The organism is Pleomorphomonas oryzae DSM 16300, assembly GCF_000422965.1.
GTDB lineage: Bacteria > Pseudomonadota > Alphaproteobacteria > Rhizobiales > Pleomorphomonadaceae > Pleomorphomonas > Pleomorphomonas oryzae.
This window is the reverse complement of the sequence record NZ_AUHB01000002.1, coordinates 261,745-281,024: the sequence shown is the minus strand read 5'-3', so window position 1 is coordinate 281,024 and position 19,280 is coordinate 261,745. Positions and strand designations below refer to the sequence as shown.

14 protein-coding genes are annotated in these 19,280 nt (G+C 63.8%); 6 read left to right on the top strand and 8 right to left on the bottom strand.

Annotated features, from left to right (window positions below):
• Window positions 1–16 precede the first annotated feature (16 nt).
• The 3 genes from ilvD (at window position 17) to G522_RS0104190 (ending at window position 4,173) form a co-directional block, all read left to right on the top strand.
• Entirely contained in the window at window positions 17–1,873 is a 1,857-nt protein-coding gene (ilvD, locus tag G522_RS0104200; protein ID WP_026789962.1) for a dihydroxy-acid dehydratase, read from the top strand.
• Window positions 1,874–2,260: 387 nt separating this feature from the next.
• Window positions 2,261–3,046 (top strand): ThuA domain-containing protein, encoded by a 786-nt coding sequence (locus G522_RS0104195; protein WP_026789961.1) that lies wholly within the window; start codon window positions 2,261–2,263, stop codon window positions 3,044–3,046.
• A 74-nt stretch (window positions 3,047–3,120) separates the two neighbouring features.
• The gene (locus tag G522_RS0104190) at window positions 3,121–4,173 is read left to right on the top strand and encodes a Gfo/Idh/MocA family protein (RefSeq protein WP_026789960.1); all 1,053 of its coding nucleotides are present in this window, start codon (window positions 3,121–3,123) and stop codon (window positions 4,171–4,173) included.
• Window positions 4,174–4,344: 171 nt separating this feature from the next.
• Here the strand turns inward: G522_RS0104190 and pta are convergent, their stop codons facing one another.
• The 3 genes from pta to G522_RS0104175 form a co-directional block, all read right to left on the bottom strand.
• Entirely contained in the window at window positions 4,345–6,462 is a 2,118-nt protein-coding gene (gene pta / locus G522_RS0104185) for a phosphate acetyltransferase (RefSeq protein ID WP_026789959.1), read from the bottom strand.
• 19 nt (window positions 6,463–6,481) lie between these two features.
• Window positions 6,482–7,693: an acetate/propionate family kinase gene (locus tag G522_RS0104180; protein WP_026789958.1), complete on the bottom strand. Its 1,212-nt coding sequence runs from the start codon at window positions 7,691–7,693 to the stop codon at window positions 6,482–6,484.
• Between the two features lie 346 nt (window positions 7,694–8,039).
• The gene (locus G522_RS0104175; protein ID WP_084632735.1) at window positions 8,040–9,416 is read right to left on the bottom strand and encodes a M17 family metallopeptidase; all 1,377 of its coding nucleotides are present in this window, start codon (window positions 9,414–9,416) and stop codon (window positions 8,040–8,042) included.
• Between the two features lie 165 nt (window positions 9,417–9,581).
• Between G522_RS0104175 and G522_RS0104170 the strand changes: the two genes are divergently transcribed.
• Both G522_RS0104170 and G522_RS0104165 read left to right on the top strand, forming a co-directional pair.
• A complete protein-coding gene (locus tag G522_RS0104170) occupies window positions 9,582–10,361 on the top strand; it encodes a tetratricopeptide repeat protein (protein WP_026789956.1) in 780 nt (259 codons plus the stop codon).
• Window positions 10,362–10,373: 12 nt separating this feature from the next.
• Complete coding sequence (locus tag G522_RS0104165) at window positions 10,374–10,883, top strand: cupin domain-containing protein (RefSeq protein ID WP_026789955.1); 510 nt, start codon at window positions 10,374–10,376, stop codon at window positions 10,881–10,883.
• A gap of 9 nt (window positions 10,884–10,892) precedes the next feature.
• Here G522_RS0104165 and G522_RS0104160 read toward each other — a convergent pair whose 3' ends face one another.
• The 5 genes from G522_RS0104160 to G522_RS0104140 form a co-directional block, all read right to left on the bottom strand.
• Window positions 10,893–12,185 carry an amidohydrolase family protein gene (locus G522_RS0104160; protein WP_026789954.1) on the bottom strand — a complete coding sequence of 431 codons (1,293 nt, stop codon included), beginning with the start codon at window positions 12,183–12,185 and terminating at the stop codon, window positions 10,893–10,895.
• Window positions 12,186–12,209: 24 nt separating this feature from the next.
• Window positions 12,210–13,139: a LysR substrate-binding domain-containing protein gene (locus tag G522_RS25555; protein ID WP_051228285.1), complete on the bottom strand. Its 930-nt coding sequence runs from the start codon at window positions 13,137–13,139 to the stop codon at window positions 12,210–12,212.
• Window positions 13,140–13,389: 250 nt separating this feature from the next.
• Window positions 13,390–13,869, bottom strand: a complete 480-nt coding sequence (locus tag G522_RS0104150; protein ID WP_026789953.1) for a heme-degrading domain-containing protein — start codon at window positions 13,867–13,869, stop codon at window positions 13,390–13,392.
• Window positions 13,866–15,314 carry a lipopolysaccharide biosynthesis protein gene (locus tag G522_RS0104145; RefSeq protein WP_026789952.1) on the bottom strand — a complete coding sequence of 483 codons (1,449 nt, stop codon included), beginning with the start codon at window positions 15,312–15,314 and terminating at the stop codon, window positions 13,866–13,868. Before G522_RS0104145 ends, G522_RS0104150 begins: the two co-directional genes overlap by 4 nt.
• Window positions 15,308–16,615 carry a VpsF family polysaccharide biosynthesis protein gene (locus G522_RS0104140; protein ID WP_026789951.1) on the bottom strand — a complete coding sequence of 436 codons (1,308 nt, stop codon included), beginning with the start codon at window positions 16,613–16,615 and terminating at the stop codon, window positions 15,308–15,310. The genes G522_RS0104145 and G522_RS0104140 overlap by 7 nt, the downstream gene beginning before the upstream one ends.
• 176 nt (window positions 16,616–16,791) lie before the next feature.
• Between G522_RS0104140 and G522_RS0104135 the strand changes: the two genes are divergently transcribed.
• Window positions 16,792–19,065: a GumC family protein gene (locus tag G522_RS0104135; RefSeq protein WP_026789950.1), complete on the top strand. Its 2,274-nt coding sequence runs from the start codon at window positions 16,792–16,794 to the stop codon at window positions 19,063–19,065.
• Window positions 19,066–19,280: the final 215 nt, after the last annotated feature.

The following is a 19,280-nucleotide window of genomic DNA, read 5'->3' as shown; positions in this document are numbered from 1 at the left end:
TGAGATGGATCGAACCATGCCCGCCTATCGTTCCCGCACCTCCACCCACGGCCGCAACATGGCCGGCGCCCGCGGCCTGTGGCGCGCCACCGGCGTCAAGGAAAGCGATTTCGGCAAGCCGATCATCGCCGTGGTCAACTCCTTCACCCAGTTCGTGCCCGGTCACGTGCATCTCAAGGACCTCGGCCAGTTGGTCGCCCGGGAGATCGAGAAGGCGGGTGGTCTTGCCAAGGAGTTCAATACCATCGCCGTCGATGACGGCATTGCCATGGGCCACGACGGCATGCTCTATTCGCTGCCCTCGCGCGACCTGATCGCCGACAGCGTCGAGTATATGGTCAACGCCCATTGCGCCGACGCCATGGTGTGCATTTCCAACTGCGACAAGATCACGCCCGGCATGCTGCTGGCGGCGCTGCGGCTCAACATCCCCGCCGTGTTCGTGTCCGGAGGCCCGATGGAGGCCGGCAAGGTGCTGCTGTCGACAGGCGTCACCAAGTCGGTCGACCTGATCGATGCCATGGTCGCCGCCGCCGACGACAAGGTATCGGATGCCGACGTCAAGTCCTACGAGCGGTCTGCCTGCCCGACCTGCGGCTCCTGTTCGGGCATGTTCACCGCCAACTCGATGAACTGCCTCACGGAAGCACTCGGTCTCAGCCTGCCCGGTAACGGATCGACGCTGGCGACGCATGCCGACCGCAGGGCGCTGTTCCTCAAGGCCGGTCAGCTGATCGTCGATCTCTGCAAGCGCTATTACGAAGGCAACGACGAAAGCGTGCTGCCGCGCTCGATCGCCTCCTTCAAAGCGTTCGAGAACGCCATGACGCTCGACATCTCCATGGGCGGATCGACCAACACCGTGCTGCATCTCCTGGCCGCGGCCCAGGAAGCCGGCGTCGATTTCACCATGGCCGACATCGACCGTTTGAGCCGCCGCGTGCCCTGCCTGTCCAAGGTGGCACCAGCTGTTGCCGACATCCACATGGAAGATGTGCATCGGGCCGGTGGCATTTTCGGCCTGCTTGGCGAACTCGACCGCGCCGGCCTGCTCAATACCGACCTTCCCACCGTGCATGCGCCGACCCTCAAGGCGGCCATCGCCGAGTGGGATATCATGCAGACGAACTCCATCGCCGTCCGAACCTTCTTCGCGGCGGCGCCGGGCGGCGTGCCGTCGCTTGAGGCATTCAGCCAGGATCGGCGATGGGACGAGCTCGACGTCGACCGCAAGAAGGGCGTCATCCGCTCGGTGGACAATGCCTATTCCAAGGACGGCGGCCTCGCCGTGCTGTTCGGCAACATCGCTCTTGACGGCTGCATCGTTAAAACCGCCGGTGTCGATGAATCGAACCTCTTCTTCGAGGGCGAAGTGAGGATCTTCGAGAGCCAGGAAGGGGCCGTCAAGGGCATCCTGGGCGGCACGGTGAAAGCCGGCGACGTCGTGGTAATCCGCTACGAAGGCCCCAAGGGCGGCCCGGGCATGCAGGAAATGCTCTACCCGACGAGCTATCTGAAGTCGAAGGGTCTCGGCAAGGCCTGCGCGCTGCTGACCGACGGCCGTTTCTCGGGTGGCACCTCCGGCCTTTCGATCGGCCACGTGTCGCCGGAAGCCGCCGAAGGGGGCGCCATCGGTCTCGTCGAGGCAGGCGACCGCATCCGCATCGATATTCCCAAGCGCACCATCGAACTGCTGGTCTCGGACGAGACCCTCGCCGCACGACGCGCAGCCATGGAGGCCAAGGGCAAGGCAGCCTGGAAGCCGGAAGCGCCCCGTCCGCGCAAGATATCGGCGGCGTTGCGCGCCTATGCAGCCATGGCGACATCGGCCGCCAAGGGCGCCGTGCGCGACGTCAGCCAGATCGAACGCTGAACCAAAGCCGGAGGGCGGCTCGCCCGCCCTTCGGAACATATCGGTGCCTCGGACGTTATCCGACGGCGCGCCGCCTAGCTTCCCATTCAATCCGAGGCGATCGCTGCCAACCGCCGATGTCGGGCGCCATTAGTTATTTCGATTCATTCAAAGCGCTTTTATTGATTTGTTCGCCGAAATATCGTCGTTGGAACAATCGACTACCGACATAAGCCGTAGCAGCGCAGGACTCTTGACAAGCCCCATTAAAAGCGCTTTGAATGCTCGGCAAGCAAGATGTTGCGTCTCGTCCGGAGACTGCCCTGGGAGGGCGACAGGCCGGACCTTGCCGCGGAGTCGGCGAATACGGATCAGTTGCGCCGGACCGCTCATCCCGGGAGGATTTTCATGACCATCCGCGCCACCGTCTTCGGTGAGAACGTTCACGAACAGACCAGTCAGGTCGTGCACGATCTCTACCCCAATGGCATGCATGCCACCATCGCCGACGCCCTCAACGTCGACCCGTCCATCAAGGCGAGTTGGGTGACGCTGCAAATGGCCGAGCACGGCCTGACCGTCGAGAAGCTAGCCGACACCGATGTGCTCGTCTGGTGGGGCCACGCCGCCCACGGTGACGTGAAGGACGAAATCGTCGAGCGCGTTGCCAAGCGCGTCTGGGAGGGCATGGGCCTTCTGGTTCTCCACTCCGGACATTTTTCCAAGATCTTCAAGCGGCTGATGGGTACGCCCTGCGCCCTCAAGTGGCGCGAGGCGGGCGAACGCGAACGGCTCTGGGTGATCAACCGCAACCATCCGATCGCCGCCGGCCTGCCCGAAAAGATCGAGCTCGACATGGAAGAGATGTATGGCGAGCCCTTCTCGGTTCCCGAACCGGATGAGACCGTGTTCATCTCCTGGTTCCAGGGCGGCGAGGTGTTCCGCTCCGGCCTCTGCTACAAGCGCGGCGCCGGCAAGATCTTCTATTTCCGCCCCGGACACGAGGCCTACCCCACCTATCACGACGAGAACGTGCTGACCGTGCTGCGCAACGCCGTGAAGTGGGCCTATAACCCCGGCCCGGCCTGGACGGCGATCACCGACGCGCCGAACGTACCGGTCGACAAGGCTTTGGAGCCGATCACGGAACGCGGCCTGACCATCCATGCCAAGGGCGCTCCCGGCCTTCGCTGAGCGACCTCCAAGCGGCCGGCTCTCCCGCCGGCCGCTCTCCATTTTCGCCCCTCTTCCCTCACGGACCCTCCAACATGCGCCTTATCATTGTCGGCACCGGCAGCATGGCTCGCCATCATGCCAAGCACTTCGCCCAGATCCGCGGCGTGAAAATCGTCGGTTGCGTCGACATATTCCCCGAGTATGCCACCGCCTTCGCCAAGGAATTCAACATTCCCCGCACCTTCGCCACGGTGGAAGACGCCATCGTCTGGGGCAAATTCGACTCGGCGTCCAACGTCACCACCGATCTCGCCCATTATCCGACGACCATGGCACTGCTCACCGCCGGCAAGCACGTACTGTGCGAGAAACCGCTGGCCACCAACTATGCCCACGCCTTGGAAATGACCGAGACCGCCGAGAAGGAAGGCGTCGTGGGCATGGTCAACCTCAGCTACCGCAACGTCCCCGAGATCCACAAGATGCACCAGATGGTCATCTCGGGGGCCATCGGTGACGTCAAGCATGTGGAGGCGAGCTATCTGCAGAGCTGGCTGACCGGCACGCACTGGGGCGATTGGCGGACCGAGAGCCGCTGGCTGTGGCGCCTGTCGGAAAATCACGGTTCCAAGGGGGTGATCGGTGATGTCGGCATTCACATCCTCGATTTCGCCTCCTTCGGTGCCGGCACCGACGTAACCAAGCTTTTCGGCCGCCTCAAGACCTTTCACAAGGCACCTGACGATCAGATCGGTGAATATACGCTCGACGCCAACGACAGCTTCGCCGGCACGCTGGAGTTTGAGAATGGCGCCATCGGCGTCATCCACGCGTCGCGCTTTGCCACCGGCTACGCCAACACGTTGCGAGTCCGCGTGTTCGGCGACAAGGGTGCCTTGGAGATCCAGAATGGTTCGGACGGCACCTGGCTACGCGTCTGCAAAGGCGTGAAAGACATCAACAGCCAGACCTGGCGCCCCGTCACGGCCAAACCGGTGCCGATGAACTACAAGCGCTTCTTTGACGCCGTGAAGGCGGGCAAGACCACGGAGCCGAGCTTCCGCCGGGCCGCCGAACTACAGCGCATCCTCGACGCTTCCTTCGAGACGGAGCGGCTAAGGACGGAACTAGCCGTCGCCAACTGAGACGGATTTCCGGGAATAAGCCCAAAAGCCACCGGTTTCCGGTGGCTTTTTCATGCCGTCGTGCGTGTCGGCTTCGATCAAGGCGGCTCGTTAGTTAGCCGGCATAATAGCAGCAAAAAAGCCGGCGGCTTGGAGGCCGCCGGCTTTGTCATTCAATGTGCCGCCGTTCTTTTACTCGGCCGCGGCTGCCTGCGCCGGCCGCTCGCTCTGGCCGACCTGAATGGCGGTCAAGGCGATGGTGTAGACGATGTCGTCGACCAGCGCGCCGCGCGACAGATCGTTCACCGGCTTCCGGAGCCCCTGCAACATCGGGCCGACCGACACGACGTTGGCCGAACGCTGCACCGCCTTGTAGGTGGTGTTGCCGGTATTGAGGTCGGGGAAGACGAAGACGTTGGCGTGGCCGGCCAGCGGCGAACCCGGCGCCTTCTGCTTGCCGACGCTCTCGACCGAGGCGGCATCGTATTGGATCGGGCCGTCGACCAAGAGGTCGGGGCGGCGCTCCATCACCTTGAGCGTGGCGGCGCGCACCTTGTCGACGTCGCTGCCCGTACCGGAGGTGCCGGTCGAGTAGGAGATCATGGCAACGCGCGGGTCGATGCCGAACGAGCGGGCGCTATCGGCCGACTGACAGGCGATTTCGGCCAGTTCGTCCGCCGACGGGTCGGGGTTGATGGCGCAGTCGCCGTAGACCAGTACCTGATCGGGCATCAGCATGAAGAACACGCTGGAGACGATCGAGTTGCCGGGCGCGGTCTTGATGAGCTGCAGCGCCGGACGCACCGTCGAAGCGGTGGTGTGAACGGCGCCGGAGACCAGACCGTCGACGTGGCCCATGGCCAGCATCATGGTGGCGAGCACCACGTTGTCCTCGAGCTGGGCCTCCGCCTGCGGCGGGGTCAGTCCCTTGGACTTGCGCAGCTCGACCATCGGCGCCACGTAGCTGCCACGCACCTTGGACGGATCGAGGATTTCCAGCTCCGGCGGCAGATCGATGCCGTGCATGGTGGCGACGTCCTTGATCGCCTTGGGATCGCCGACCAGCACGCAACGAGCAATGCGCTTCTGCGTGCAGATGACGGCCGCCTTGATGGTGCGCGGCTCGTCACCTTCCGGCAGCACGATACGGCGGTTGGCAGCGCGTGCCTCCTGGATCATGCGATGACGGAACATCGGCGGCGTCATCAGGCCGTCGTTGGAGCGCGCCGTCGCTGGAGCGAGCGGAGCAAGGTTGATGTGATCGGCGACGTGCTCGAGCAGCTTTTCCATGCGCTCGGCGTCCTCATGACGAACGCGGCGGTCCATCGAATTGAGGCGGACGGCGACGTCATAGGTCTGCAGTTCGGTGGTCAGCACCGGCAGATCGCCGAAGCGCGGCGCCAGGAACTCCGAGATGGACGGGGCCATCGGCTCGTCACACGTCAGGAGCAGTCCGGCGATCGGCAGACCGGAAGAACGGGCCAGGGTGGTAGTGATGATGATATCGGAGCGATCGCCCGGGGTGACGACCAGCGTGCCGGGTTTCAAGGCCTTCACCACCTTGTCGGGGCCGCGGGCACCGATGACGATCTCGCCGACGCGGGCCTTCTTGATATCGCCGGGCCTGAGAATGCCGAAGCCGAGATCCGAGGCGACGTCGATGAGGCGCGGCGCATTGAGCGCCGGCTCGTCGGACGTCACTGCGAGCACCGGCACGCCGATATTCGCCGCTTCGAGCGCCTTGGCAAATTCCTCGGCCTTGACGTCGCCGCCGCGAGCGCGGCCAACGATCAGGCCGGCAAAGGGACGACCTTCGGTGAGGAAACGGTGGTGAGCGTCGGCGAGGTCGCCGACAATCGACTTCACGGTGGCGTCAAGACCAGGCACCACCGGGATGATCTCGGCGGATAGGGACCGGCCCATGGCGATGTCGAGATCGATGGTCAGCGGATGGGTGGTCGACGGCAGCAGGCCTTCGACGATGACGATGGAGCTTTTGCCGCGCGCTTCCTCGACCAGCGCGACGATCTCTTCGAGCAGCGTGAAGAGATTGCCGGTGCGGATCATTTCCTCGGCACGCTCGGCCGGGATCGGATCGGGCGTGTTGAGGCCGAGCAGCGTGCGCGCGAAGTGCACCGAGCGGTCCAGCCCGTCGGGATAAGCCTCGGGGTCGGCAACCGGCTTGGCAAAGCCGACGTCATAGCCCTCGCGCTGGAACGCCCGGACGAGACCGAGCGCCACCGAGGAGATACCCTGCTGGCTGGAGGTCGGCGCCAGGAAGAACGTGCGGTAGGAGGATTTCGGAGTCATAACCTTCGTCCCTTTCGCATCAGGCTTTGGCAGGCAGAAGACCGGCGAGGCGGGCCGTATCCTCGGCGATCACACGCTCTTCGTCGGTTGGCACCACGATGGCCACCGGCTTCCTCGACCGCGAGACGATACCACTCTTGCCGCCGAAGATCGTGGCATTGGCTTCCTCGTCGAGGTCGAGGCCGAGCGCCGACAGGCGCTTCAGCGTCTTGGCCCGGATATAAGCGGAGTTTTCACCGATGCCGCCGGTGAAGGCGACCGCATCGAGGCGCGGCAGAGCAGCCGTCAAAGCGCCGATATAGCGGCAGAGACGGAAGACGAAGACGTCGAGCGTCTCCTCGGCCTGATGGTTGCCGGCCTGGGCCGCCTCGGTCAGCGTGCGGCAGTCGTTGGAGAGCTCGGACAGGCCGAGCAGGCCGCTCTCGCGGTTGGCCATCTTTTCGAGACCGTCGACGTCGAGACCGGTTTTCTTGGCGATGTAGGCGAGCGCGCCGTAGTCAACGTCGCCGGTGCGGGTGCCCATGACCAGGCCTTCAAGCGGGGTGAGGCCCATCGAGGTGTCGACGCACTTGCCGTTCAGAACGGCGGTGGCCGAAGAGCCGTTGCCAAGGTGACAGACGACAACGCCGCTATCATTGGGATCGAGGCCGAGCAGACGGATGGTCTCGCCGGAAACGTACTGGTGAGAGGTGCCGTGGGCACCGTAACGACGCACGCCGAGATCGCGATAGTATTTGCGGGGCAGGGCGTAGAGGTAGGCCTCCGGCTTCATGGTCTGATGGAAAGCGGTGTCGAACACCGCCACCTGCGTCAGCGTCGGGAAGGCATGGATGGCAGCCCGCATGCCGATCGCATGTGCCGGATTATGCAGCGGGGCGAAAGGACAGGTGCCAATCTCCTCGACCATGGCATCGTCGGTGACGATTTGGCTCTCGGTAAAGCGCTCGCCGCCGTTGACGACGCGATGGCCGACCGCCGCGACCCGCTCGAACCAGCCACGCTCCTTGAGGAAAGCCATCAGCGCATCGACCGCGCCCTGGTGATTGGTCGGCACAAGCGCGGTTTTGTTCTTGGCGCCGTCGACGTCGATACGGATCGTGGCGTCGCTCTGGCCGAGGCGCTCGGCAAGGCCAGAGGCTAGCGGCTGGCGTTCGCCGACCGGGTAGATGGCGAACTTCAGCGACGAAGAGCCGCTATTGATGACCAGGATCAGAGGGGAGGATGTCGACATCGGCGATACTCTATCGATTCTCGTTGGATTGACCGAGGATACGGCGAGCGGCGGCGCCCCCGTCATACCAATTCTCGTGGATTTGCGGCGAATATCCGAGATCGGGTGGATTTGGTATGCGGCCCACCCCGTATCGAAATCATCGTCATGAACACGAGGGAAACGCCGGCTATCTTGGCGCAATCCAATTTATATTTTCTTTTCATGACTTTAACAAAAACTGTGGCCCGCATTCACCGAATGGCTCGGACCAGAGCAATGCGCAAGACGCAGGTGTGCCGCCCGGCAGCGGCATAAGTGCGCGCCGCCGAACAGCTTTTTGGCTCGAGCCCTTTTCGCTTGGCGGTCAGGCGCGCCCGAAACGATCCGTCAGATAACGGTATAGAGCGCGGATCGCTTGCGCTTCGCCGCCCTCCGGCTGGCCGGGCCTCGCCGCCGGCACCCAGGCATAGATGTCGCCATGCATCCAGGTCTTCGCCTTGTCGACGAAACGCCCGAGGAAGAGGGCAGCGGTAATCGAACCGGCAAAGCCACCCGGCGCAACGTTGTTGAGGTCGGCAATCTTCGATTTCAACCCTTCCTCATAGGGCGCCCACAATGGCAAGCGCCAGAGCGGATCGCCGGCGGCGAGGCTGGCCTTCGACAGATCGGCGGCGAAGGCATCGTCACGGGTATAGAAAGGCGGAATATCAGGTCCCAGGGCGACGCGGGCGGCGCCGGTGAGGGTGGCAAGATCAACGAGCAGGTCAGGGGCTTCGTCATCGGCAAAAGCCAGCGCGTCGGCAAGGATCAGCCGTCCCTCGGCATCGGTATCGCCGATCTGGACCGTAAGCCCCTTGCGCGACGGGAAGACGTCGCCAGGCCGGAAGCTGGTGCCGGACACGGCATTCTCGACGATCGGCAGCACGACGCGCAGACGCAGGTCGAGGCCGGCCTCCATGATCAGGCGAGCCAAGCCGAGCACGTTAGCCGCACCGCCCATATCCTTCTTCATCAGCAGCATGTAACTGCCGCCCTTGATGTCGAGGCCACCGGTGTCGAAGACGACACCCTTGCCGACCAGCGACACCTTCGGCGCGTCAGCCCGCCCCCAGGTGAAGGTGATGAGACGCGCCTGACGGGGAGAGCCACGGCCCACCGCTTCGATCAGCGGGAACTCGCGAGCCAGAAGATCATCTCCGAGATATTCCTCGAATACCGCACCATGCGCCGTCGCCAGTTCGCGAGCGGCGGCAGCAAGCTCGGCAGGGCCGAGATCATTAGCCGGCGTATTGACGAGATCGCGTACCATATAGATGGCGGCGGCGATCCGGTCCGCCTCGGTGCCTTCTTCGCCCTCAGGCAGAACGAGGCGTGGGGCGTTGGTCTTCGGCTTCAAATAACGCTCGAAGCGGTAGGCGCCGAGCGCAAAGGCAAGCACCGCTTCGCCAACGCTGCCGGGCCAGCCTTCGAGACGGTAGGTTCCGGCCGGCAGTGCGGTGGCAAGCTTGCCGGCAAGGAGCGGCGGCCGGCTGCTCGCCTCGCGGCCGAGGCCGAAAAGCACCGTAGCGACTTCGCCCTCAGCGTTTGGTAGCGCCAGGATCGTGCCCTCTTCGGCAGAGAAGGCGTTGGCCTTCGCCCAGGCGGCAGCGCCGAGAGCGGCGAGCTTGGCTTCAAGGCCCTCGATCGTGACGGCGTGAATGGGAACGGCGACTTCATCGGCGGCGGCGAAAACGGGCAGCAAGACGGCAAACTCCGGTTGGCATTTCCCCGAATGTAGAGAGGGGAACCGGTGGCGGCAAGGCAAGGATCGCCGACGAGCGGGTCCGGATTAACCGGCCGTTAGGGTTAACAGATTACGAAAGAAAGCATTCGGGGCGCCGCGCCGCCCCTCACCACGGTGAGATCGATGTTGCTTTCCGTTCGACGTTCCACCCTTCTCGCCCTGCTGCTCGCGCTCGCCACCGCCGGCTGCGCCGATAACCGGCCGGTGCTGGCCACCCACGGCAACGTCTCGGTGACCGGCTCGGTCGACAAGATGACGGACGCGCAGATTACCGGCGCCGCCTCGGCCTGGGGCCAGCGCTATGACGCCGACCCCAAGAACCGGACCAACATCCTGAATTACGCCGCCGCCCTTCGGCTCAGCGGCCGCACCGATCAGGCCGTCGCCGTGCTCGAAAAGGGCATGGTCGCCTCACAGAACGACCCCGAGATGAGCGCCGCCTACGGTAAGGCGCTGGCGGCCAACGGCAATTTCGATCAGGCGCTCAGGGTCATCCGCCAGACCCAGCAGCCCGATCGCCCCGATTGGAAGCTCTACTCGGCCGAAGGCGCCATTCTCGACCAGCAAGGCAATCCGGGCGAAGCGCGAGCCGCCTATCAGAAGGCGCTGCAAATCGCCCCTGGCGAACCCTCGATCTACAACAATCTGGGACTGTCCTATCTGCTAGCTGGCGATATTGCCAATGCCGAGAAGACGCTGCGGCAGGCGGCGGCGCTGCCGGGCGCCAACAGCCGCATCCGCCAGAATCTGGCGCTGACGCTTGGCTTGCAAGGCAAGTTCAAGGAAGCCGATGCCATTGCCCGGCAGGAGCTCGATCCGGCGCAGGCGGAGACCAACGTCGCCTATCTCAAGTCGATGCTGAGCCAGACCAACACCTGGAAAGAAGCGCGCAAGCAGGGCTGACGGAGGGCACTCTTGCCGAAGATCATCAACCTCGCAGACGTCAGCTTCGATCCGGAGGATGCCCTCGATCGGGTCGCGCCGGAAGGCTACGCCGCTCGGTTTGCCACCATTGGCGAGCAGCTCGGCGCCCGAATGCTTGGCTATTCGCTGGTTGAGAGCCAGCCGGGATGCCGCGCCTCGCCGCTGCACAACCATCGCTGCAATGAGGAAATGTTCCTGATCCTCGATGGTGAAGGCACCATTCGCATCGGTTCCGAACGATACCCTGTCCGGGCCGGCGATATCATTGCCTGCCCACCCGGCGGTCCGGAGACTGCCCACCAGATCGAAAACACGTCTGAGAGGCCGCTCCGCTATCTCGCCATTTCCACCATGGTGGAACCCGACGTGATCGACTACCCGGACTCCGGCAAGTTCCTGGTGAAGGGCCAACTGCCGGCTGGCGACGGCACGCGTAACGAACGCTTCCGCTTCATCGGCAGACAGGAAACCAGCCTCGACTATTGGGATGGCGAGGACTGACGCTGGGGTTCATTCTCCCCGCGGCGGGGCGTAGGCAGCCGGGTCCACCGTACCGGGGCGACCGGGCAGATCCAACCGGGCAAGCCGCGGCGCCGTTTCGGCGATGACGCTCCCGCTTCTGACAACGGCGAGACGCGTCGGCTTGAGGCGGATTGCCTCCACCGTATCGCGGGCCTGCAGCACCACAAAGCTCGCCGCTTTGCCCACTTCTAGGCCGTAGCTCTCAAGGCCGATGGCCTTGGCCGCCCGGTCGGTGACGCAGTGGAAGGCGGTATCGATGGCATCGAGCGCCGTCATCTGGCCGACGTGGACGGCCATCGACGCCACTTCCAGCATGTCGCCCGAACCCATGGAATACCAGGGGTCCATCACGCAGTCGTGGCCGAAGGCGACATTGACGCCCGCTTTCAGAAGTTCCGGCACCCGCGTCATGCCGCGTCGCTTGGGATAGGTGTCGTGGCGGCCCTGCAGCGTGATGTTGATCAAGGGATTGGCGATAGCATGAACATCCGCCTCGCGCATCAGCGGGATCAGCTTGGAAACGTAGTAGTTGTCCATGGAGTGCATGGACGTGAGGTGACTGCCCACCACCCTGCCCTGCAATCCCGTGCGGATCGTCTCGGCGGCCAGAGTCTCGATATGACGCGATAGCGGATCATCGCTCTCGTCGCAGTGGAGGTCGACCATCAGACCGCGCTCGGCGGCGATCTCGCAGAGGCGACGCACCGAGGCGGCGCCATCCGCCATGGTGCGCTCGAAATGCGGAATGCCGCCGACGACATCGACGCCCATGTCGAGCGCTCTCAGAAGATTGTGCTCGGCGGTTGGTGATCGGTAAAAGCCATCCTGCGGAAAGGCGACGAGTTGCAGGTCGATGTAGGAAGCGACGCGCTTCTTCACTTCCAGCAGAGCCTCGACGGCAAGCAGCCGGTCGTCGCAAACGTCGACATGGCTGCGGATGGCGAGAAGGCCCTGACTGACGGCGAGATCGCAATAGCGCAGCGCCCGCTCCACCACCGCCTCCTGAGTGAGCAGCGGCTTCAGCTCGCCCCAGAGGGCGATCCCTTCCAGCAGCGTGCCCGAGCGGTTCATGCGTGGCAGGCCGAGCGACAGCGTCGCATCCATATGGAAATGCGGATCGACGAAGGGCGGGGTCACCAGCCGGCCGGTCGCGTCGATAGTGGTCTGGGCGGGTCCACCAATGGCTGGCCGAATGTCGACGATGCGACCTTCGCTGACGGCGATGTCGACGCCGATGCGGCCATCGGCGAGGTTGGCATTCTCAATCAGCAGGTCGAGCATGGGTGTACCTCGGCCGAATGGGGGTCAAGCGGGCGTTTGGGCCGTCGGGGCCGCGTCGGTGTGATCCTTGAGATAGGTCCACAGCCGTTCGACGCGGGAGCGGACCTTATCCATGTTGCGGTAGATGCGGATGCGCATGTCGATCACTGCCTCAGGATCGACGGCCACCAACTTGCCGGTTTCGATCTCGGCGCGGATGGTGTTGGCAGGAAGCCAGGCGACGCCGCGGCCGGTAATCGCCATGGTCTTGATCGCCTCGGCCATCGGGTTCTCGTAGATCTTGGCCAGGTTGAGCGCCTCGCCGCGCTCGGCGAGCAGCACCGAGACCAGCCGGCCGAGAAATGTCTCCGGCGCGTAGGCAAGGTAGGGAACGGGCTTGTCGGAATCGCCGGGCAGCGGAAAGAGTGGCGCGCCCGTATCGTCAGGCGCCGACACCGGCATCACCCTGTCACCGCCGAGATCGAGCGACGGGAAACGCTCCGGATCGAGCAGCACGGGCACGCGCGGATGCTCGTAGGTGAGCAGGAAGTCACAGTCGCCTTCGGCGAACATGCGGATGCTGTCGTGGAAATTCTCAGTGATCAACCGTGCGTGGATCGGACCGAAGCCGGCTTCGACATCCTTCAGCCACCAGGGGAAGAAGGAGATCGACAGCGAATGCAGCGTTGAAAAGGTCAGGATACCCTGGCCCTGTGCCCGGCCGGAACGCAGTTCGGCGCGCTCGATGAAAATCAGGCGTAGGACTTCTTCGGCAGTCTCACGGAAGCGACGGCCTTCAGCTGTCAGTGTCGTCGGGTAGGTGGACCGATCGACCAGCGGGACGCCGAGCCACTGTTCGAGTTGCTGGATGCGGCGGCTGAAAGCGGATTGCGTGACGCGGCGCTCCACCGCCGAGCGCGAAAAACTGCGCGTATTGGCGAGGCTCACGAAATCCTCGAGCCACTTGATCTCCACAGATCGGTACTCCCGTTCGAGGCCGCAGCGCCTCCTGCGCACGACGGCGCGCCCGAAAAAGGGTCACGCTCGTTATGTACGCAGACAGGCGACAAAGTCGAGCCCCGAAGTCATGACAATCGCTTGGAAGCGATTGTCATATTTGTTTTTCTGCCTCAGTCGCCGGCGGTCTCCGACCTTGGCTTTCGTGCTTCGCGCGGGCACCGCTTGGCGCCGAAAGCCGCTAGACGCGGCTTCGATCCTCCGCCCCTCAGGCATGCTTGGCGAGGAAACTCTCGATCGCTTCGACGGCCAGCGCGTGGTCCTCGTGCTGCGGCAGGCCCGATACGGTGACGGTACCGACAAGGCCGGTACCGATCACCCTGATCGGGAAGGCGCCGCCATGGGCGGCGTACTCGAGCGGGTCCACCAACATTGCTTCGTGGAACGGCACATCCTTCAGCGCCGCCCGCCGGCCCATGTAATAGGAGGAATGGCCGAAGCGCATGACCACGGCATTCTTGCGGATCACCCATTGGTCGTTGTCGGCGCTGGTGCCGGCAAGCGCGGCGTGGAACAGTTGCTGGCCCGCTCGCGTCACGTCGATGGTAATCGGCAGGCCACGGGTGCGGCCGAGCTCCATCAGGTGAAGACCGAGCGCGATGGCGGTGTCATTATCGAAGGCAGGAAACTGCAAGCGTTCTTCCTGCGCCAGCAGGTCGTCGAGGAATTCCTGTGAGATGAAAGTCATGGTCGCGTCCCCGCGAATTTTCCGGTGATGAGGCCGACCAGCGGCGGCAGGTGCCTATAATAGAGGGCAGCGAGCGTCGCGACATAGGAAAGACCGCCGATTGCCACGGCGCCCACAAGACCAAGGGCGGTGTGCGGCCAGTTCACGGCGTGGACGACAAGGCCCATGACGAGGCTTGCGGCGGCGATTCGCACGGTATCGGCAACCGGGAAGCGGAAGCCGCAGAGCCGGATGGCGGCGATGGCGGACAGCGCCAGCGTCAGGCTGGAGGCGAGCAGCGCGCCGCCGACGACGCCCACCAGATAATTTGTATGGAACCCGAAGGCGGCGAGCCCGCAGGTGGCGGTAATCTCAAACAGGCCGATGCTGAGCAGCAACCCATAGCGACCATCCAGGATCAGCATCTGACCGGTGGCATGGGCATGATAGGCGCGCACCATGCCGCCAAAGGCGGCGAGGCCGAGAATGGCCCGCGTGACGTCCCGGTAGGTCTCAGAAACCGCGAGATCGACGAGAATGTCGGTGACGAGCCAGAGACCGACCACCGACGGCAGCAGCACGGCGGTGAGCAGGGCGGCGTTGGTTTTCAGCTGTTCGAGCGCCGCCTCGCGGTCGCCGGCGTTGATCATGCGGGCAGCGATCGGAAAGGCGGCGACGGCGACCAGCATCGAGGCCACCGAGGCAGAACGGCGGCCGAGACCCCAGCCGACCGCCATCAGGCCGAAAGCCGCCGACCCGCCGATCTGATCGACGACATAGCGAATGCCGTTCTCGCCGAACCAGCCGATTCCATTGACGGCCAACATCGGCCCACCATTCAGAATGGCATGCTTCAGAATGGCCAGATCGAGACGAGCGATCCGGAAACTGGCGCCGATCATCGGCAGGGCGACAGCGGTACCGACTACCTGCATCGCCGCGTAGGCGAGCAGGAGCTCGCCGGCCGACGCTCCGAAAATATTGGTTGTAAAAAGCCCGGCAACGAGACCACCCACCGGACCGGAGGTCAAAAGAAGCGTATAGGCGAAAATCTTGTCCTGTGCCCGCGCCCGCTCGCCGAAGTGATTGTTGAGACCGCGTGTCACATAATAGGCGGCGATAATCAGGAAGACGGTCAGCTGATCACCGCGCCCATCGAAGAAATGCATGGACAGGGCGGCCGCGGCGAGTTCGGGAAGTGTCAGCAGCCCGATCAGCGTCGTCTCGGTCTCAAGGTAGCGGCGGCGCCCGCTGACGTCCTCGGCGGGCGGAAGAAAGCGGAGCGTGTAGAAGGAGAACCAGGACCGGCTCACCATATAGGCGAGCTCCTGCGTAGAGGTGACCAGGACGAAAGTGGACATTTCCGTCGGTGACAGCCACCAGGTCCAGATCATCATCGACAGGAACTGGGCTACCGGCGACAGAAACTGCGCCGGAAGATAGAGGATGGTCTGGCGGATCAGCATGGCGGCATCCTTTCAAGGAACTGCCGACGGCTGGAAAAGGCCGTGATGAGGACGGTGGTCAGAAGAGCGAGCTCCAGCGATTTGGTGGAGAAGGAGGAAACGGCCGTCGAGATCAGGAAGTAGATGCCAAGCGGCAGCAGAACGGGCGGTCCGAAACGCCGCACCAATTCGGCCAGGAAGGCAGCCAGTCCCATCAGGAAGAACAGCGTGACGAAGCCGCCATAATAAGCAACGAAGCCGATATAGGCGCTTTCGATGGCGAGCGGCGTGCCGATCCGCGGCATCATCGCTTTGACGGCCGCGACATCCGGCCCGAACCAGATCTCCGGCCAGGACATGTCGCGGAAAATGGACAACATGGCGACGCGCGCCATGGCGCTGCCCTCATCGTCCATGAAACGGCCAATAACACGATCGATCGCCCCGCCATCCACGGCGAGAATGACACCGACCACCAAGAGGGTGGTGGCAAGGATGGCAATGGCGGCCAACGTCAGCGGAAAGCGCGTGCCCAGCATGAGTCGCGCAAACCAGAATGCGGCGACGCCGGTTAGCGAGACGGCCGACAACACGATGGCCGTGCGGCCGCCAAAGAAGAACAACGCGCCGAAGTGGAACAGTACCAGCATGAGGCGCGGCCCGCGCCGGAAAGGTCCGGCGCCGAGAGCCAGCGATACAAGGCAGACCGAGGTGGTCATGGCGTTCATCAGCGGATGGCCGAGCAGGGCCGTCGCCCGCCAGTCCCAGGCAAGTTCCTGGCCATTGACATAGAGCGGCGTCAGACGAAATCCGCCGAGCACTTCGGCGTAGCCAAGGAAGCTGTTGACGACGAGAATAGCCTGCACCGCCAGCGCAACGCGCTTCATCTCATCGGGCCTGAGGCGAAGCAGCGAGACAAACAGGCAGGCAGTCAGGATGAAATTGTCGGTCACCTGAGAAATCGGCATCTTCTGCACGAAGATCACCTGGAAGGTGAGAAGACCTATGGCGAGAAAAAGCGCCAGCAGACCGGGACTTTCGCGCCAGGAGCGGCCCAGGAAAGAACCGAGGCCTCCATCGGTGACGATCCAGGCCACGAAGGCCAGCATTGATATGTAGCTCGCGGGATGAATCTTGAGGAGCGCGCTTCCACCAGTCGCGTCATAGGGAATGCCGATCAGATTCAACGTCTGACCGGACAGCAGAAACACCGCGAGAACAGCAAGAAACGTCAGGCCGACGGCGAACGGCCGGGCGTCGATGACGACGCCGGCGCTACCAGAGCGGTAGGAAATCGGAAGCTGAAACGCCCGCACGGCCATACCGATGTCGACCCCCCAATGGAATTCCGCCAAACCTCAGGGGATGATCGTGGCCGCATGGTTAACCGGCAGTCTTGCTACGGGCGCGGACGCTTCTATTTTGGCCGACAGCGTTCACGTTTCCTTAAGCGCGCCAGCTTATGGTTAACAAGCTGAAAACGCGGGCGGAAAGCAAGTTGAACAGTCTTCCTCAATACCACGATAGAGATATTGAAAGACCGGTTGCCGACGCTACGCGCCGCCCGGGCGAGGTCGACATCGGCCTGTTGTTGTCCATTCTTTTCCGGCAATGGCTGTTGATTCTGATCATCACCCTGCTGTTTGTCGGCGTCGGCTTCGCCTACGCGACACTTGTCCCCAGGGTATGGCAATCGACGGCACGGGTGCTGCTTGACCCGCGCGACAAACAGGTGGCCGGCCCCGAGCTCTCTCAGCAGCCGCTTCAGGGCGTAGACGTGGTCTGGATCGACACCCAGGCCAACATCGTCACCTCTGCCGCCATCCTGTCGACGGTCGTCGACACGCTTGGTCTCGAACGCGATCCTGAATTCGGCGGCAGCCGCGACGAAACGCTGCGGGCGCTCGTCAAGGCCATCAAGGTGGCCCGCGCCGACCAGACCTATGTGCTCGATATCTCGGTCCTGAGCGATTCCGCCGACAAATCCGCCCGGATCGCACAGACACTGGCCGAGGCCTTCGTGGCCAACCAGGTCCAAGTGAAAGAGGCGGCGGTCCGCGAGGGAAGCAACCTCATCAATCGCCAGCTCGACGACCTTCGAGCCAAGGCGCGGACCGCCCAGGAGAAGCTCGAAGCCTATCGCCGCGACCACGGTCTGCTCACGGCCAACGGCCGATCGGTGGACGAGGACACGCTGCGCCAGCTCAATGACGCCTATGTCGCCGCCCGCCTGCGCACTCAGGACGCCAAGGCGCGCCGCGACAAGATCGCCGCCGCCCGCGCCGGTGGCTCGGACGCTGCGTTGAGCGGCATCGACTCCACGGTTCTGAGCCGTCTCAAGATCGAGCGGGCGCTGGCCGCCCGCACGATGGGCGAACTTGCCCAGGATCTCGGCCCCAGTCATCCGCGCATGATCGCAGCGCGTAGCGATCTTTCCCGGGCCGACGCTCAGATCGAGACCGAGCTCAAGACGCTTTCTACAAGCGCCGACGCCGAATATCAGGTGGCGATGGCGGCGGAAGCATCGGCACGCAAGGCACTCGATGATGCCAGCGCCGTGGTGGCCGACACCGGCGAACGGACCATCGAACTGCGCGAACTCGAGAACGAGGCCTCGCTTCGCGCCGACATGTACAAGAACTATGTGACACGCACCGAGGAAATAACCCTGCAGGCCAATACGCAGGTTTCGGACGCACGCGTCATCGCCCCCGCCAATATTCCTGCCACACCCTACGCCCCGCGCCGAACCATCATTCTGGCGCTTGCCGGCATCGCCGGCCTCGGCCTTGCCTTGACCATCGCAGTCTATCGTGGCCGCCGCTACTTGCCGGAATATCAATGGGCCGAAGAGATCGAAGCCGGCGATTCTGATCACGAAGACAAGGCCGTCGTGGCCGTGAGCCCGCCATTGGAGCCTGTGAGCGACGTTGTTACGGTCGAGGAAGATAGGTCCGACGAGCCGGCGCCGGCGATGGTCGAAGACGAGACTGATCAGCCCGAACCTCAAATCGTTGAGGACGCTCCGGCAGCCCCATCGGTACTTGCCGAGTTGTCGATCGTCACCCGCGTCCCGGCTCATGACAGGCGCGGACGGTCGGCGCCCCGGAGTGCGCGCAGCATTCTGACCAGCGCGATTGCCGATGGCGAGGGCGCACTGCTGCCGGCCGCAGCCAAGACTTTCGATGAGCTGGTCCGCAAGATCACAACAGCCGCCGGGGCATCGCGCCTGATTCTGGTGCTCGGTGCCAACGATGGCCCTGCGGCGGCAGCGGTCGCTTTCGGCCTGGCGCACGTTCCGGTCAAGGACGGCGTTCTGCTCGTCGACGCCTCTTGGGATGATCTGCCGCTCCACCGAGCCTATGTCGACGAGACGATGCCCGGCGTGATCGACGTCATTGCCGGGACAGCGGATGCGGCCAACGTCGCCATCTGCGAGGGAGGAGCCGACGTCACGCTGATCGGCGTGGGTGGACAGGACGCAGCGACCGAGATCGCCGCCAACGTCGGCCGCGTCGCCGATTTCGTCGACAAGCTCTCCCACGACTTCGGCCGCATTATCCTGCATTGCGGGCACCACCATTCGGCAGACCTCTTGAAGACGCTGCTTGGTCAGGTCGATGCGGCTCTGATCGTTGCCGACGCCGTCGTCGAGGATGACGACGAGGCAGCGGAAATGGTGCGGGATCTCCTCGGCGCCCTGCCGGTCTTCACCGGACTTGTGCTGGTGAAGGAACGCCCTGCGCGTCTGGTCGTCGCCGAGCGAGCCTGAGCCGGCTGAAATAAAGCCTCGCCGTGAGCCGCGGCCCGGCACGAGCCGGCGCGTGGATAAGGCCAGCGCCTCGCTTCGATGGGCAAGCCGACTGGCTTCGTTCCATCCAAAACAAATCGGCATTTCGTTACAATTTGAAGGATCGGATAAATCCGTACTGAACGGCAGCCGGCTTAAGTTGGCAGCGAAGGGAAGAACCATGTCGTTGGCACGGC

What these genes read in the sequence shown, in the direction of transcription:
- ilvD (WP_026789962.1), top strand. Translation starts at nt 17, where the DNA reads ATGCCCGCCTATCGTTCCCGCACCTCCACCCACGGCCGCAACATGGCC.
- G522_RS0104195 (WP_026789961.1), top strand. Translation starts at nt 2,261, where the DNA reads ATGACCATCCGCGCCACCGTCTTCGGTGAGAACGTTCACGAACAGACC.
- G522_RS0104190 (WP_026789960.1), top strand. Translation starts at nt 3,121, where the DNA reads ATGCGCCTTATCATTGTCGGCACCGGCAGCATGGCTCGCCATCATGCC.
- pta (WP_026789959.1), bottom strand. Translation starts at nt 6,462, where the DNA reads ATGACTCCGAAATCCTCCTACCGCACGTTCTTCCTGGCGCCGACCTCC.
- G522_RS0104180 (WP_026789958.1), bottom strand. Translation starts at nt 7,693, where the DNA reads ATGTCGACATCCTCCCCTCTGATCCTGGTCATCAATAGCGGCTCTTCG.
- G522_RS0104170 (WP_026789956.1), top strand. Translation starts at nt 9,582, where the DNA reads ATGTTGCTTTCCGTTCGACGTTCCACCCTTCTCGCCCTGCTGCTCGCG.
- G522_RS0104160 (WP_026789954.1), bottom strand. Translation starts at nt 12,185, where the DNA reads ATGCTCGACCTGCTGATTGAGAATGCCAACCTCGCCGATGGCCGCATC.
- G522_RS0104150 (WP_026789953.1), bottom strand. Translation starts at nt 13,869, where the DNA reads ATGACTTTCATCTCACAGGAATTCCTCGACGACCTGCTGGCGCAGGAA.
- G522_RS0104145 (WP_026789952.1), bottom strand. Translation starts at nt 15,314, where the DNA reads ATGCTGATCCGCCAGACCATCCTCTATCTTCCGGCGCAGTTTCTGTCG.
- G522_RS0104140 (WP_026789951.1), bottom strand. Translation starts at nt 16,615, where the DNA reads ATGGCCGTGCGGGCGTTTCAGCTTCCGATTTCCTACCGCTCTGGTAGC.